This is a genomic window from Candidatus Thermodiscus eudorianus (assembly GCA_015521085.1).
Lineage (GTDB): Archaea > Thermoproteota > Thermoprotei_A > Sulfolobales > Acidilobaceae > Thermodiscus > Thermodiscus eudorianus.
Map to the genome: position 1 here is coordinate 31,816 of WAOW01000009.1, position 15,319 is coordinate 47,134.

Below are 15,319 nucleotides of genomic sequence, written 5' to 3' on the forward strand. Positions count from 1 at the left end.
CCTAGGGTAAAATTATAGGATAGCAGTCCACATCGTGACGGTGGGGTACTGGGCTTGGAGGAGAGGCACTGGTTCGACGAGCTGGTTGAGAGGATCGAGGAAGCCCTCAAGGAACGCTACGCTAGGAAGGGCATCATAACCATAAACGGGGGGTTGAGCGTATCCGGGCTCCAGCACATCGGGAGGCTCCGCGGCGAGATCCTGTTAGGTGAAGCCCTAAGGAGGGAGCTAGAGAAGAGAGGCTACAGGGTTAGACAACTCCTAACTCTCTATACCGTGGATCCGTGGAAGGGGAAGGAGGGTCAAAGGAGGCAGTTCCCGGATCCAGAGGAGGCCAGGAGGTATGTGGGCTGGCCCCTTGAAGACGTGCCAGACCCTAAGGGATGCCACAGGAACTGGATCGACCACTTCTGGAGCGACTTCGGCCCCTATATAGGCGAATTCACTGATGGCAGGATAGAGATCGTAACCACTGGAGACCTGTACAGGGGTCCCTTCAGGAAGCTGATACTTGAGGAAGTTCTACCCAAGAGGGAGCTTGTGAGAGACGTAATCAACAAGTACCGGGGCAGGAAGCCTTACCCCGAAGACTGGATCCCCGTGGAACCCAGGTGTGGCTCCTGTGGCAGGATCGATTCTACCAAGGCCTTAAGCGTCCGCGATGACGGGAGGGTAGAGTACGTCTGCAAGTACTGCGGCTATAAGGGCGTAGCCGATGTCAGCGAATCGAAGCTTAACTGGAGGATTGAGTGGGCGGGCGTGTGGAAGGTCCTCTCAGTGGATTTCGAGCCCTACGGTAAGGACCATGCGACCCCAGGCGGTAGCAGGGATAGCTGTGTCGAGATATCCCGGGTAGTATTCGATTACGAGCCCCCACTGGGCGAGTGGTACGAGTGGGTGGGTCTGCGTGTTGGCGGTAAGGAGACCGACATGTCTAGTAGCGGCTTCACCGGCATCACGCCTAGGGAATGGCTTGAGGTCGCCCACCCCCAGATACTCCGGTTCCTATACTTCCTAGTGCCTCCGAGGAGGAAGATCGTAGTGGATCCCGGCCAGATACCACAGTACTATGAGCAATACTATCGAGCCGAGAGAATATACTTCGGCGTGGAGGACGGCGAGGACGACGCTTACCTGAAGAGGACATACGAGTTAAGCCATCCCGGGAAGATACCCGATAGGCTACCAGCCCAGGTGCCCTATACCCATGCAGCCATCCTAGCCCAGCTAGTACCCCGGGAGAAGGTCGACGAGGCTCTAGCCAGGCTTAGAAGGACCGGTCACCTGCCAATGGACGCCGACGAGTATAGTATAGAGTGGATTAAGGGCTTGTTGGAGAAGGCTAGGAGGTGGGTCGAACTATACGCGCCTAGTAGCCTCCGGGTCAAGATACTAGACAAGCTGGACGAAGCCGTGGCAGCATCCCTAAAGTACAAGGCTATATTCTCTAGGCTCGCCGACAGGCTTGAAACCCTGGAGGAGTGGCGTGAGGATAAGATAAAGGAGGCTATGATCGAGGCGACCACCGGGTTATCGGGGCGCGAGAGGCGGGAGTTCTATAGGGAATTCTATAGGGTATTCGTCGGAGAGGATAGGGGGCCCAGGGCCGCGCCGCTCTTATCGCTGTTACCCAAGGAGTTCGTATTGGAGAGGCTTAGGGAGGCTGCTGGTTTAAGCGATTGATGGTGCAAGCAGGTAGCGGACCCTGCTGCCGTCGGGGCTCTTGAACACCATCTCCAAGGGCCTCTCGCTTGAGAACTTGATGTCGACGGCCTCGGCTATCTTAGTCAGGTTTAGCACGTTCTTGAGGTAAGATACCTCGTAGACGCTTACAGACGGCTTCCTTACCTCAAGAAAGAGTAATGCGCTCGACACTCCCTCTTGAAGCACCGCCTCCACGCGTGCTCTCGTCTCGGCCTTGGCGCGTATAACAAGTTTCCCCTCCTCGGCCTCGAACTCTACATCCTTGCCCACGACCTCCACATCCTTTATAGCCCTCTTGACAGCCTCGGCTATTACGCTAGCTTCAACGTCGTGTTCAAGGGTTAGATTCTCTGGTACGTCGATGAATACCTCGATGTTGGGTAGGAGGAACCTTTTGACGACGGCGCTCTCTACCTGGATGAATATCTTGTCGTCTGATACCTTGAAGAGCACCGATTCACCCTTCTTCCCCTTCTTTAGCGCGTTTACAAGGGACTCCAGCCTCACGCCCATGTAGACGGATTCCCGAGTCTCGTCAATGCTGTATTCAAGGAACGAGTCCTGGGGCATCCATATCTCTATATAGGCTATCTTAGCCGGGTCCATGCCAGCTACCCTGACTCCATCCCTACCTATCTCGAACCGGGCCTCGTCTAGGATCTTTGAGAGGGCCTCTACAAACTCCCTAAAACTCTTCGAATCCGGGTATCTCAGGGTAGCAACCACATCCTCTATCGAAGCCTCTAGCGTCTCAGCCAAAACCCATCCCCATGCTATCGTGTATGCTATTATTCTTTATAGGGTTACTTGTTCTATTATGAAGGCTTCTTGGAGGGCCGATGAAGAATACGCCATCGCCCGACAAAACCCCTGTGTATGGGGAGGAACCGACCCCGAGAGGCCCCCTCTAAATAGCTACAGGTATTCGAGCTCGCCCTCCTCGGCCTGGAGCGCCGTGGCCATAGCGAAGAGGGCGTCGCTGAGCCTGTTTAAGGCCTTCAACGCCATCATCATAGAATCCTTACCAGCTTTGACCTCGACTCCCGACTCGATAACGGCCACCAGCCGTCTCTCCGCCCTCCTAACAACAGTCCTAGCTACATGTATACGCGCGCTGCACTCAGAGCCGCCGGGTAGTATGAAGCCCTTTAAGTCGACGTTTTTCATATAGTCGTCGGTTATCTTTTCAAGGGCCTTTACATCCTCCTCGGTTATCCTATTATACCCTGATAGAGAGAAGCCAATCCTGAAAAGCAGCCTCTGGAACCTTCTAAGCGCATCTCCAACGGTATCGCTACACGCGATCCTAGCATATCCTAGCAGGGAGTTGGCTTCATCGATCGCACCCATGAATTCTATTAGGGGATGAGTCTTGGCGACCCTCGTACCTAGTGCCGCGCAGAATGTTGTGCCGTCGTCACCTGTTCTCGTGTAGATGCGTACCATTAAGATCACCGTTCCCAATACGAGGGAAATACGCCATATTATAATCTGGGTATAATGAAAGGGGCTTGTTGGAGCCGCCGGCGGGATTCGAACCCGCGACCACCGGCTATCCCGCGACTCGGAGCCTTGCTGACCGTTACGAGGCCGGCGCTCTACCGCTGAGCTACGGCGGCTCCCAGGATTAAATGAGGGGTTATGAGTTAGGCGATAATAACCGTTTCCCGTCGAGATCATCGCTGGTTATACCCGGGCGTCTATCACCCTAGTAGATGGCCTGTAGTGGCGTTTATCGGTCGCCTTGAGGTTCTCTCGTAATCGTAACGGTATACTCGGCTTGTAAAGTAATGGTGGAGCGTTTAGTTGACGTGGGGACTATAATAGAATCCTACAGCTACTTGACTTTTACATGCACAGATAAGTAGGCTACTTCACCCGGGTTTCTCTCTGGAGGAGGGCTTTGATTTCACCGAGGAGAGCATCCTTCTCAGCATGTTTACAAAGTCTGCCGGGTCTACCACGATTATGCCGAGCTGCTCTCCCAGTCTTTTTATGCCAGCGTCGCTAGTGACTATTATGCCCTTAAGCTCCATCGCCAACAAGATAGTGTCCAGGTCCTCCACGCTGTCTACTAGGCCTTTACGGGTGGCCTCTCTGTACCTGTCTCTCAGGTCCCTGATTGCGTTGCCGATGCACCCGCTTTCGGGCTCTGGGCATTCTCTAGCGGCTTTCCTGACAGCCGTCTCAGCGACCCTCAGCCCCTTATAGAGCCGCCTCCTTATGTCGGCTACGTACTCTGAGAAGACGCTGGCTGGTATGTGCAGTGAAAGTTTGTCCGGGGCTTTGACGGTTATCCACGCCGCGAGTTCCTGGATGGCGTTTAAGCTGACCGAGTTCCCAATGAGTATCCTCCTCAGCTCACTCCACGTTGATGGAGTCATGTAGAATCTAGCCTTAAGCAATAACCGGGCTTCCCTTATGAGTGACGCTATCTCTATGACTACCTCTTCTAGATTGTTTCTCCCTAGGGCTTGCCTTAGCCTTGCTTCAGTGACGCTGGTGGTGTCAAGCACGAAGATATCCAATTCAGCGCCACCTCAATATCCTCACCACTATATTACCCCTACACGACTTAATTATTGGCTACTTGGTGCCATCACCGGTTGACTAGCCAGGGAAGAGAGAAGCTGCCTCCCTTCGCCTCGGGGCGGCTAGCCGGCGACTATAGACCCCTCTTCGAGTACTGGAAGATAGCTAGGAGTAGGAAGAGGGAGGACCTTGTAGAGAAAGCCATGTTAAGCAACAACGACTACAAGCTGCTGGAAGACGTCTTGTCTGGGAAGGCCAAGGTCGCTGCACTCGACCTAATAGATATTCTAACAGAGAAGCTTGCTGATAGGATAGACCCAGACATAGCCCTGGAAGCCATGGCTAGACTAGGCTATAATCTGAACAGGGACGAGGCCAGGCTCTTCATAGCCAGGCTACTCGCGACATGGCTCGTCGAAGCCGGCGACTATTGGAGGATTCTGAGACTCACCGGGACCCCCTAAGCCAGGCAGGCCTGGCCCTCATTCCCGCGACCATAGCTAGCTTCACTCTACCAACCACATCCGACAACCCTATTACATGGCTTGGAGCTACTAGGTCGCTTTTGACGAGTTTTTCGAGCAGTGCTTCCAGCTCTTTTGCCAAGTCTTCCATAATGATTTCCCCGATCTCGGCTAAACCGAGGTCTCCAGCTAGATCGATCGCCCTACACATGATTTCATCGCGGGGGGTTGACCTCCCCGTGAGGTACTTGTGTATCGCGGAAGGCGTCACGCCCAGGCTACTGGCCAATTGTCTGTAGCTTAGGCTTAGCGATAGCTGTTCTATGATCCTCCTTCTAGTCTTTGGGCCGATTAGCGATACGCCTTGGCACCTGTCTTCCAAAGCCTATCCCGGCTGATAGTTTGCCTGGAAGGTAAAAAGCGGGGTTAGCTCATCTACCCGAGCTTATCCTTTACTAGAGAGGCCACCCTCTTTACGCCTTCCTTGATCTCCTCTATTGATGGGAAGCTGTAGTTGAGGCGCATCGTGTTCTTCTTCTTACTTACTGGGAAGAAGCTCTCCCCCGGGACATAGGCGACCCTATACTTCTCCACAGCCTCGACCATCAGGCTCTTCATATCTATCTCTCCCTTCACGTATACCATCGTGAAGAAGCCGCCGACGGGCCTCGTCCACTCCGCTAAACCCGTCATGTATTCGTCTAGCGCATCCATCATGGCATCTCTCTTGGCCTTGTAGATTGATCTAGCCCTCTCTATGGTGTCGTCTACGATGCCCCTCTTTATAGCCTCCATTATTATATACTGGGAGAGAGTCGAGGAATGGAGATCCACCCCCTGCTTAGCCAGCTCTACATACGCCATAAGATCCCTTGGCCCCAGTATCCAGCCTATCCTGAGACCGGGTGCTAGTATCTTGCTAAACGACGAGATATAGATTACCCTTCCACTGTTGTCCAGTGTTTTCAGATAGTCTACGTTTATTGGCTCGAAAGTGAAGAAGCTATAGGGATCATCTTCGATGACTAGGAGGTCGTACTCCTCTGCCAGCTCGACTACGTGCTTTCTCCTCTCCTGGCTCATAGTAGACCCGCTTGGGTTTTGAGATGTAGGTACTAGATAGACTAGCTTGGGCTTCTTGCCCTCTTTCTTTAGGGTCTTGAGCTTCTCCTCCAGTATATCAGTCTGCATGCCCTCGCTATCCAGCGGTACTGCTTCGAATACAGCTCCGTGCTCTTTGAATACATTGACCGCGGCTAGGTACGTGGGCTCTTCGACTATAACTATATCGCCTGGATCTACGAGTATCCTCGCTAGCAGAAACAGTGCCTCCTGGCTCCCCGTAGTCACTACCACCTCGTCGTCGTCAGCAACCTTAACCCGCTTTTCCCTGGCGAAGTCCTTGAGCACCTCTCTGAAAGCTGTCACACCAGAGGTGGGTGAATACTGGAGTACCCTCTCCCTCTCCTTGACCAATAGCTCCCTAGTTAGGTCGGCCAACCTCGCATCAAAGACGGATGGATCTGGTAAACCGCCTGCTAAGCTGATAACGTTCTTCCCCTCGGTGAGCTTCAGTAACTCTCTTATCTCTGATGCCTTGAACAATGACGCTCTCTTGGAGGTAAATCTCCTATATCCATCCACGAGAATCCACCATCGCTTAAGTGGTTAAGGGGAAATAAAAGAACATAGCGCATATCAAGATAAGTGTGAGAGCCGTGGGATCCCTCTCCATCACCATAGACTCTTGGTTAGACCCAGCACCTCGTCCGTACTCTTTATAGCCCTATTCCTATCGGTTTCAAGGCCGCTCATAGCCTTGATGGCATCTATATTCTCGGGCACAACTATTGATTCCTGGTGTACCGCCTGGAATAACACTAGCTCCTTCCCCTCTATATGCACGGAATCCTCGAAGATCACGAGCTCGGGGATGTCATAGCGGTGGCGTACCTCGCGGGCAGCCTCAACGAGTTGGGCTGTGGACTTTATCCCGGATTTCTCGGACGAGACGAGCATAATCCTAGGAGCATCCCTCAATGCTGCAAGGACCTCTTCTCTCGAAGCCTCTCCCTTGAGAGTTATCAAGAGGCTGTGGACATGCATGAGGGTCGTGGGGACTACTAGGGCCGAGGTCCATATGTCAAGCCATGGCAGGACGCTCTTCACGTCTAGCGCATGGTGGCTAGGCAGTTTCGGCGGGTTCAAGACTATGCTGTTGACGGGACCCCTCTTTATCTCCTTAGGGTCAGCGGCCCTCCTAACTATAGTGGCTCTCACTTTTTCCACGCCGAAGGCATTGTTGAGGGTACAAATCGTTCTGAGTAGCCCGGTCGTGTTACATGAAACCACGCGCACGCTAGCCTTACCCAGCGCGTCCTCATAGTTGCACAGGCTGCTAAAGGATATCTCGGCTACATCGCTCTTCTCGCCGCCTTGATATATGGCCTTTACGTTTGCCTTCTCATAGACGGGTTTATACTTGGCTCCTACACCGCCCGGCGTGGCGTCCACGATTAAATCGACCTTGTCGAGCAACTCCGTTAGGGTTCCCGCCACCTCTAGGCCCGACTCCTTGAACTTGCCAGCGGCCGGCTCGTCGGGCGCGTAGACCTCTATGCCTAGGCTGGTGGCTTGGAAAGCTGAGTAGTCGGGCGTCCTCTTGACTACACCTACTAGTTCGAGACCCGGGGTCTTGAGGACTGCTGTTGCTATTCTCTTCCCTATGGTGCCATACCCGTTGATCCCTACCTTTACACTCATCCCCTAGCACCCGCTATGTACCTCTCATAGGATATGGCTAAAGATTCTAATCCTGGCAGCTTTCGCCCTGATAGGAAGTATAGGAGGGCGCCGCCCCCAGTACTTATATGGCCGACTCGTTTCTTTAGTTCCCCTGGTATCTCGTTTAGTATCGAGTTGAAGTGCCCCCCGCCGAATACCACGTAAGCCTTCGACTTTAACGCGTTCTCTACGAGTTCCCTTGTACCACGCCGGAAGCGTGGGTCTTCTATCACGCCCGCAGGGCCCCTCATAACTATTATCTTGGCATTCCTCATCTTCCAGGAATAGTATTCTATTGTAGAAGGGCCGACGTCCTTAGGCGCGCCAACTATGTTATTTGCGTCAACCAGTTCGATGCCTCCATCTATTTCGGAATAGAAGTCGAGTGGTGTCCTTATCGGGGCTCCCCTAGCCACTAGCTTCCTGGCAGTCTCTACGGTCGCTTCATCGACCTTCTTCTTAACTATCTTCTCTGCGTCGCCGATTCGGACTCCAGCTACCAGTAGTAGGAGGAGGCCGACGAGCCCGGTTGTTAATATCTCGTCGGCTACCTTCGCGTCTACTAGGTGCTTGATTACTTTTATCGTGTCTTTTATCTTGGCTCCTCCTAGGACGAAGACTTTCGGTCTTTCATCCCTTGACATTATCCTTGAAAGCACCCGTATCTCTTTTTCCATGAGCCTACCCGCCACGCCTGGGAGTGCAAGGGGGAATCCCACTATGCTGGCCTGGCTTCTGTGGGCGGTGGCGAACGCGTCGTTGACATATATGTCGACGTGCTTTGAAAGGGTTGAAACCATTATTCCTCTAGCGTGTACTTCGGGGTCCGCTTCAACGTAGTCTTCGGAGATTATTCTTGTGTTATCTAGTAGTAGGAGGTCTCCGGGCTCCAGCGAATTTATCTTCCTGATGGCTTCTGGGCCTATTACATCCGGTACATAGTCTACCCTGCGTCCTAGTAGCCTTGACAGTAGTTGGGCGTGCTTGTCTAGTCTAGTGAAGTCGTCGCTGGTGGGCCTGCCTTGATGACTCATCATCACTATGGAAGCATTCCTGTCTAGGAGGTCCTTGATCGTGGCGACATGTGCCTGGAACCTGGTGTCGTCTAATATCGCGCCTGTCTTGGGGTCTATTGGAGAGTTAATGTCGATGCGTAGGAGCACTTTCTTCTCTTTAACAGTAACATCGTCTAGAAACCCTATTTTCCTACCAAGATATTCGAGTGGCACCCGAACCCCCGGATTCTAAACGAGCCGACCCGTAAATTAAGATTTAGTAGTCCCCCTTGCCATGCAGATCCTGGTGGCTGGTTTGACTAGCGTGGAGATTAGGTGGTACGGACACTCATACTTCGCCCTCAAGTACAAGGGCTACACTATAGCCTTGGATCCTCACGACGGCGGTAGCCTGAATCTTCCAGAGACGCGTATAGCGGCAGATGCTGTACTGGTAACCCACAACCACTATGATCATAACGCTGTTGAAATGGTGACTGCTGAAAAGGTCGTGAAGTGGCAGAGAGGGGACTTCAAGCTAGGCCCCCTACGAGTCAAGGGCCTCTCTTCCTACCACGACATGAGTGGAGGGCAGTTACGCGGCGATAACACGGTCTATATAATTGATGCTGACGGCCTCAAGCTAGCCCATCTGGGAGATATAGGCCATTTACCGGGAGAAGATCTCCTGGCGGAGCTTCTAGGCACGCATATAATAATGATACCTGTGGGCGGGGTCTACACCATAGACGCGCATGAAGCATGGGAGTTTATCCAGCTAGTTAACCCGTCCCTTGTAATCCCGATGCACTTCTGGACTCCCTACTCTACACTACCCTTAGACCCGTTGGACAGGTTCCTTTCGGTTTCAAAGACCAGACGGCTAAGACTGGAGGATAGACTCCTAGAGATTACACGCCACGATCTACCGGAGAAGACGACTGTCGTTGTAATGCCGCCTCCGGTAACGTAACCTTTCTGGTAAAGATGGCGCCGGGGGCGGGATTCGAACCCGCGCCCCCCGTGAGGGGGAACGGGTCTCCAGCCCGTCCCCTTGGTCCGCTCGGGCACCCCGGCTTCCAGGTCCAGGCTAAGATATGCTCGGTGGGGGTTTTAGGATTTACAGGGCCTAGATTACGATCAAGGAGTGTGGACTTGGAGTCTAGCCCCGCATCTGCTTGATCTCTATCCTAACGTCCCTCGGGATCTGGATCCTCATGAGTCTTCTCAGGACTCTTTCATCGGCGGCCAGGTCTATTATCCTCTTGTGTATCTTTAGTTCCCAGTGCTCCCAGTATTTACTTCCTTCCCCGTGTGGTAGACGGAAGATCGGGACTTCCAGTCTCTTGGTTGGTAGTGGTATGGGTCCCTTTATCGGTGCCCCCGTCTTCTTAGCTATTTCCCTTATCTGCTCGACGACCTGCTGTAGACTCTTTACATCGGTGCTCCACAGGTATATCCTTATCTTGAACGCCATCTCGATCCGCCACCACTCCCGTATTGGATCTGCCGGCGGGATTATAAAGTAAATGTTGGGTTGCGAGGGTTTGGAAAAGACGCGTTCAGTTCCAGGCTTGGGCGTGTTGTGGTTTGAGGATAAAGGTTGTGGAGGGCTCTACTTCTTCCTGATCTCTACCTGAGCCGGCTTGACGTCTGTTATTATGCCGATTCCTATCGTCCTGTTCATGTCTCTCATAGCGAATCTTCCCAGTGCTGGGAAGTCGCTGAATTTCTCTACTACCATTGGCTTCACGGGCTTGAATCTTACTATAGCGACGTCTCCCGGCTTCAGGAACTGTGGTTTCTCCTCGACGACCTTGCCAGTCCTAGGGTCTAGCTTTGCGAGTATCTCGACCATCCTAGCTGATATGCTTGCTGTGTGCGCGTGGATCACCGGCGTGTAGCCTGGTGCTATAGCGCTTGGGTGCCAGATCACGAAGATCCTGGCGGTGAACTCATCAGCCACTGTTGGCGGATTGTCCAGGTGACCAGCGACGTCTCCCCTCCTTATATCGTTCTTGCTTACACCCCTCACGGCGAATCCGATGTTGTCGCCGGGCTCTGCCTTCTCTAGGTCTTGGTAGTGCATCTGTATACTCCTGACCTCTCCGACCGCGCCCGGCGGCATGAATACTACCTTGTCGCCTACCCTCAGTACTCCGGTTTCTACTCTACCTACAGGCACAGTGCCCGCTCCGGGTATGGTGTATACGTTCTGTATGGGTATACGTAGGGGCTTGTCGACGGGCTTCGCTGGAGGCTTCAGCTGGTCTAGCGCCTCCACGAGTGTTGGCCCCTTGTACCATGGCATGTTGGGGCTTCTCTCGATGAGGTTGTCTCCCTTCCAGGCGCTTACTGGGATGAACGGTATCCCTTCTACCTTGAATCCTAGTCCCTTCATGAACTTCTTGAGTATCCCGACTATTTGCTCGTACCTCTTCTGGTCGTAGTTGACATCGGGGGCATCCATCTTGTTTACAGCGACTATCACCTGCTCGATACCCATAGTCTTTGCGAGTAGTAGGTGCTCTCTGGTCTGGCCCTCCGGGCTCATGCCAGCCTCGAACTCTCCCTTCCTAGCCGAGACCACCAGTATAGCGGCATCGGCCTGGCTAGCGCCCGTAATCATGTTCTTGACGAAGTCCCTGTGGCCTGGCGCGTCGATTATGGTGAAGATGTAGTTCCTGGTCTCGAACTTCATGAAGGTGAGGTCAATCGTTATACCCCTGTCCCTCTCTTCCTTCATTTTGTCTAGAATCCATGCGAACTTGAAGCTCTCCTTACCCTTGGACTTGGCCTGCTCCTCTAGCTCCTTTAGCTTCTTCTCGTCTACCAAGCCGAGACGGAATAGTAGGTGGCCTACTAGAGTACTTTTCCCGTGGTCGACGTGACCGATTACTACCAGGTTCATGTGTGGTTTCTCGGGCATTCCCTTCTACACCCCGTAGCTCCATCTAGAGCCATTAGGAGTCTGGTATAATAAGGAGTTAAAAAGCCACCGCTTCGGGGAAGAGATGTGGGATTACCTAGAGCTTAGAGCTATCCTCTCTATCTCCTCCTTCTGCCTTATGGCATGACTCTGTGGATCGCTCCTGCTAGCCAGTATTATCTCCTGGGCTAGACACTCCTCTATGGGCTTGGGATTGTTGAAGGCGCAGTTCCTGGCTCCCTCCGCTAGGAACCTGAGGGCGAGGTCTACTCTCCTCTGCGGCGACACGTCTACGGATACCCTATAGGTTATACCACCGTATACTATCCTAGTAGTCTCTTCTCTGGGAGCCGCGTTCTCTATAGCCTTGACGAGGACTTGTATGGGGTTCTCGCCAGTTTCAAGGTATATTATATCGAAGGCGACCCTGACTATATTGTATGCTAGGTGTTTCTTGCCTCCATTCCTGCCCGGCCTCATAAGCTGGTTTATCAGCCTCTCAACTATAGGGACCTGGCTTTTCGCGAACCGCCTGTGCTCGTGGCGCCCGCCGGTGTGCGGGATCCATATGGGTCTAAGGCTTATGTATCTTTTGAGGCCTGGGTCTTTGACCTCTACTCCTACCCAGCTCCACTTACCGAACAACCTGATAGTATCGGCTCTTACCTCCACGTCCTCTGGCAGCTCTACGTTCGTAGCTGACACTCCTCTCTAGCACCCCTTGGGATTCCGTCGCATCCTAGACCTTTATAAGCTATCCTCGGTCCCGTGGAGACCCGGCTGAAGGATTTAGTTGATAAGCCCCGGTTGGGGCTCTTAGGGCTTAGATGTAGGTGGGCCGCTGTTGGGTGAGATGTATAGGGTAGTCGATGTCGCGCCAATATACCAAGTAGTGTATAGCAACGACGAGGACTACATAGTAATCGGGAATCAGGAGCGGTATCCGGTCGGGCTTAGATTATACCTAGAAAACGGAGAGATCTTTGAAATGTACTATGTACCGCCGGAGGTTATAGAAGCCCTTGAAATGATCCGGAAGGGAGACCCGCCCCCTAGGAGACAAAGCATCTTCTCCCTGCTAGCCTTCCACAATGACTTCAGGGATATGATAGAAGCCAGCCTGGATAAAGTTGTTATAGACGAATACGACGAGGCTACAGGCGTCTACACCGCTACCGCGCACTTCGAATCAGACGGGCTCCACGTGACTATAAAGATGATACCAAGCCACGCCGTATACCTGGCAACCATATCGGGCAAGCCCATCTATGTCACACAGGAGCTCGTAGAGATATCAAGCGAGTTAGACGAGGATAATAGTGGCGAAGAAGAGTATGGAGCCCCATACTAGATACTCACTGGATCCTGCGAGCCGCTTTATTCTACCGCCTGGGCTTCTGCTTCTTCCCAAGCCATAGCGCCTTCAGAGATACACCATTAACCATCACTACCTTGTACCTAACTCCTGGGATGTCACCCATAGAACGGCCTCTTGGCCCCCCTATACCCTCTATTATCACCTCGTCGTGCTCGTCTATGTATAGGATTCCTCCGTCCCGTGGGACGAAAGCTGTAACTACCTTCTTATTCTTAACCAACTGTACGCGGACACACTTTCGAAGCGCTGAGTTTGGCTGCCTGGCCTCGACTCCTACTTTTTCCAGGACTATACCCCTAGCCATAGGCGCCCCTTCTAGTGGATCGTATTTCTTCTTTAGTCCTAGACGCCTCCTCTTGAACTCTAGCTGGCTCCACCTGAACTTCATCCTCTTCCTCCTGAGCTTTCTAGCCGCGAAGAGCCCTACTGGCGACTTTTTACCCGTCATGCCTACCGTTACCCCCGAGCATTCTGGGAGCCCTGGTCTTTAAAAACTAGTGGGGTGGCACTGCCCCGGGTGTTTATATACTACCTTACAACTACCGACGAGATACCGTACAGCTTCTGAAGGACTAGCCTGGCCCTCTTTATATTTCTACCCTCTTTCCCGATGGCCTTGCCCTTATCCTCTTCTGCGACGCGTACCGTTACCTGTTTCTCCCCGTTTCTCTCGCTGACGTCTATCCCGAGTATCTTGACCGAGGGGAATAGGTTTCTGACCATAGATTCTAGATCGTCACCATAGGGGACAATCTCTATGTTCTTTTTCAGTAATACTCTCATGAGCTTCACGTTCTTGCCTCCCTTGCCGATGGCCTTCCCAACGTCGGTCTCCTTTACTAAGAATATTAGTCTATTGTTTTCATCGTCTATTATACATCTTATACCGAGCGCCCCAGTCAGCTCCTCCAGTATGGACAGATAGCGGAGTTCCTCGGGCGTTATTCTCTCTCCCGCCATGTCTGGCCCTCCTATGCTATCAACTCTAGTATCTTGGAGGAGCCCTCATCTATAACGCCGATAAGAGATACGACGAAGGGCTTGCCCAGCACGTGGCCTAGCTCATCGCTTGTACCCTCATACTCTATTACTGGTACGTTGCCCAGCCTCGCGTAGTATCTAACGCGTTCTCTTATCTCGGGCGGCGTGTTTTTAGCCATTATAACCACCTTTGCCTTGCCAAGCTTTAGCAGTTTCAGGGTTTGCTTGGTTCCTAGCACGTAGTTGCCTGTCCGGATTAGATTCCTCAACTCCCTCTCTATAGACAGCGCCATGCCTCACCCACCTCAACTAGCTAGCTACGTCTCTCCTGTCTCTTCGCACCGCGGGATCTTAGCCACACTACGAGGCCTGTGCCCAAAGGCGGTGGCTGGCCAATTATAGTCTTTTCTGATACTCCGATGAGCCTCTCGTATTCGCCTGTGGCGGCAGCGTCGTAGAAGTTCTTTACTGTGACCTCGAATACGGCTCGTGCTAGCGGGCTTTCCTTCTCGCCGGCTATGCCTAGCCGGCCGATCTGTCTAACCTTTCCTGTGAAGGTCATCATGTCTGCAACGAGCATTATGTGGCGTATGTCGACGTCGAGACCGGATTGCTGCAGTACGTTTATTATCTCTCTTATAATAGCGTTTCTCGCGGCCTCGATCCCCAAGACCTCTGCTATCTCATGTATGTTGTTCGTCGTGGTCTTGGTGTGGTCGACGCCCCTTATTCTCAGCACCTCGGCTAGATTGCTACCCTCTGTTACGATGTAATACTCCTTTACCTTTTCTCCATTTACTTCCTTCTCTTCGGCCTGTATGATGGCCCTCCTAATTCCCTTGATCCCCTTCAAGTAGATCTTCCTTATCTTAGCCTCTATCTCTCGGTACACGCCGGGATCGTAGTAGTACTCGGGGGGTAGTAGCTTCTCGGAAACAATCACTTTAATCACGTATGGATCCTCCGTGGTTTCGACCTCCCCTATTTTACTCCTCTCAAGAGCCTCTACGATCTTCTCAACGGTTACTCCTTTATCCTCCAATTGGTCTGGATCAAGGACTATTGAGAACTCATTGCTCCCCTGATAATATTCTATCTCGCTTACCACAGCGTCTAAGACCGTGTATTGGATCCTTCTGGCTATCTCCCTGGCCTTCTCCAGGTCATACTTGTACTTTTCATCGAGATATATCGTCATCATGGGGGTTGAGGGCTCTCTTCTGGCGTCGACGATCTCTATGAGCCTGGGGAGACCAAGTGTAACGTCGAACTCTACTATGCCAGCATAGTGGAACGTCCTCAAGGTCATCTGAGTTCCAGGCTCGCCTATAGACTGGGCCGCCACCGTTCCAACAGGCTCGCCGGGCTGTACCATCGCCCTGAGATACGTTAGTATTGCATCTCTCACTATCATGACCTTCTGTTTTTCCGTTAGCTTCTCATTATCCAGTACCTTTTCCTTGAGTTCCTCCATCTTCTTGCGTGGAAGTATCTGTTCTGCTATGGACGCGAGCTCCCCGAGATTTTCCGTGAATATATTATATACCATTTC

General features: G+C 52.5%; 18 protein-coding genes and 2 tRNA genes. 4 read left to right on the top strand and 16 right to left on the bottom strand.

Translation table 11 applies throughout. The features are described from left to right. The first annotated feature begins 54 nt into the window (after positions 1-54). Positions 55-1,683: a lysine--tRNA ligase gene (gene lysS / locus F7C38_07615; protein ID MCE4601407.1), complete on the top strand. Its 1,629-nt coding sequence runs from the start codon at positions 55-57 to the stop codon at positions 1,681-1,683. Here the strand turns inward: lysS and F7C38_07620 are convergent. The 4 genes from F7C38_07620 to F7C38_07635 form a co-directional block, all read right to left on the bottom strand. Continuing rightward, on the bottom strand, positions 1,672-2,463 hold the full coding sequence (locus F7C38_07620) for a DNA polymerase sliding clamp (GenBank protein MCE4601408.1): 792 nt from the start codon (positions 2,461-2,463) through the stop codon (positions 1,672-1,674). The two genes, lysS and F7C38_07620, sit on opposite strands and share 12 nt — an antisense overlap. Before the next feature lie 156 nt (positions 2,464-2,619). After that, positions 2,620-3,150, bottom strand: a complete 531-nt coding sequence (locus F7C38_07625) for a cob(I)yrinic acid a,c-diamide adenosyltransferase (GenBank protein MCE4601409.1) — start codon at positions 3,148-3,150, stop codon at positions 2,620-2,622. A gap of 69 nt (positions 3,151-3,219) precedes the next feature. After that, a tRNA-Thr gene (locus F7C38_07630) sits at positions 3,220-3,323 on the bottom strand. A 255-nt stretch (positions 3,324-3,578) separates the two neighbouring features. Beyond that, a complete protein-coding gene (locus F7C38_07635; protein ID MCE4601410.1) occupies positions 3,579-4,232 on the bottom strand; it encodes an RNA ligase partner protein in 654 nt (217 codons plus the stop codon). A gap of 78 nt (positions 4,233-4,310) precedes the next feature. On the opposite strand from F7C38_07635, the gene F7C38_07640 reads away from it, so the two are divergent. Further along, the gene (locus F7C38_07640) at positions 4,311-4,700 is read left to right on the top strand and encodes a hypothetical protein (GenBank protein ID MCE4601411.1); all 390 of its coding nucleotides are present in this window, start codon (positions 4,311-4,313) and stop codon (positions 4,698-4,700) included. Here F7C38_07640 and F7C38_07645 read toward each other — a convergent pair. The 4 genes from F7C38_07645 to pgk form a co-directional block, all read right to left on the bottom strand. Then, the gene (locus F7C38_07645; GenBank protein ID MCE4601412.1) at positions 4,684-5,082 is read right to left on the bottom strand and encodes a helix-turn-helix domain-containing protein; all 399 of its coding nucleotides are present in this window, start codon (positions 5,080-5,082) and stop codon (positions 4,684-4,686) included. The two genes, F7C38_07640 and F7C38_07645, sit on opposite strands and share 17 nt — an antisense overlap. A 53-nt stretch (positions 5,083-5,135) precedes the next feature. Continuing rightward, positions 5,136-6,344 (bottom strand): PLP-dependent aminotransferase family protein, encoded by a 1,209-nt coding sequence (locus tag F7C38_07650; GenBank protein ID MCE4601413.1) that lies wholly within the window; start codon positions 6,342-6,344, stop codon positions 5,136-5,138. A gap of 90 nt (positions 6,345-6,434) precedes the next feature. Continuing rightward, on the bottom strand, positions 6,435-7,463 hold the full coding sequence (locus F7C38_07655) for a type II glyceraldehyde-3-phosphate dehydrogenase (protein MCE4601414.1): 1,029 nt from the start codon (positions 7,461-7,463) through the stop codon (positions 6,435-6,437). Beyond that, positions 7,460-8,713, bottom strand: a complete 1,254-nt coding sequence (gene pgk / locus F7C38_07660) for a phosphoglycerate kinase (GenBank protein ID MCE4601415.1) — start codon at positions 8,711-8,713, stop codon at positions 7,460-7,462. The genes F7C38_07655 and pgk overlap by 4 nt, the downstream gene beginning before the upstream one ends. Before the next feature lie 91 nt (positions 8,714-8,804). Here pgk and F7C38_07665 point away from each other — a divergent pair, with 91 nt between their 5' ends. Further along, positions 8,805-9,452 (top strand): MBL fold metallo-hydrolase, encoded by a 648-nt coding sequence (locus F7C38_07665; GenBank protein ID MCE4601416.1) that lies wholly within the window; start codon positions 8,805-8,807, stop codon positions 9,450-9,452. A gap of 15 nt (positions 9,453-9,467) precedes the next feature. Here F7C38_07665 and F7C38_07670 read toward each other — a convergent pair. The 4 genes from F7C38_07670 to F7C38_07685 form a co-directional block, all read right to left on the bottom strand. Continuing rightward, positions 9,468-9,556: transfer RNA gene (locus tag F7C38_07670), tRNA-Ser, on the bottom strand. A gap of 85 nt (positions 9,557-9,641) precedes the next feature. Next, positions 9,642-9,956, bottom strand: a complete 315-nt coding sequence (gene rpsJ, locus F7C38_07675) for a 30S ribosomal protein S10 (GenBank protein ID MCE4601417.1) — start codon at positions 9,954-9,956, stop codon at positions 9,642-9,644. 138 nt (positions 9,957-10,094) lie between these two features. Further along, entirely contained in the window at positions 10,095-11,408 is a 1,314-nt protein-coding gene (gene tuf / locus F7C38_07680) for a translation elongation factor EF-1 subunit alpha (protein MCE4601418.1), read from the bottom strand. Between the two features lie 93 nt (positions 11,409-11,501). Continuing rightward, positions 11,502-12,113, bottom strand: coding sequence for a 30S ribosomal protein S7 (locus F7C38_07685; protein ID MCE4601419.1), 612 nt, complete (start codon positions 12,111-12,113; stop codon positions 11,502-11,504). A 148-nt stretch (positions 12,114-12,261) separates the two neighbouring features. On the opposite strand from F7C38_07685, the gene F7C38_07690 reads away from it, so the two are divergent. Further along, on the top strand, positions 12,262-12,759 hold the full coding sequence (locus tag F7C38_07690; protein MCE4601420.1) for a DUF151 domain-containing protein: 498 nt from the start codon (positions 12,262-12,264) through the stop codon (positions 12,757-12,759). A 31-nt stretch (positions 12,760-12,790) separates the two neighbouring features. Here the strand turns inward: F7C38_07690 and F7C38_07695 are convergent, their stop codons facing one another. The 4 genes from F7C38_07695 to rpoA2 form a co-directional block, all read right to left on the bottom strand. Beyond that, positions 12,791-13,234, bottom strand: coding sequence for a 30S ribosomal protein S12 (locus tag F7C38_07695; protein MCE4601421.1), 444 nt, complete (start codon positions 13,232-13,234; stop codon positions 12,791-12,793). An 80-nt stretch (positions 13,235-13,314) separates the two neighbouring features. Then, a complete protein-coding gene (locus F7C38_07700; protein MCE4601422.1) occupies positions 13,315-13,746 on the bottom strand; it encodes a NusA-like transcription termination signal-binding factor in 432 nt (143 codons plus the stop codon). A gap of 11 nt (positions 13,747-13,757) precedes the next feature. Beyond that, on the bottom strand, positions 13,758-14,060 hold the full coding sequence (locus F7C38_07705) for a 50S ribosomal protein L30e (GenBank protein MCE4601423.1): 303 nt from the start codon (positions 14,058-14,060) through the stop codon (positions 13,758-13,760). 20 nt (positions 14,061-14,080) lie between these two features. Then, complete coding sequence (gene rpoA2 / locus F7C38_07710) at positions 14,081-15,316, bottom strand: DNA-directed RNA polymerase subunit A'' (protein MCE4601424.1); 1,236 nt, start codon at positions 15,314-15,316, stop codon at positions 14,081-14,083. Between the last annotated feature and the right edge of the window lie 3 nt (positions 15,317-15,319).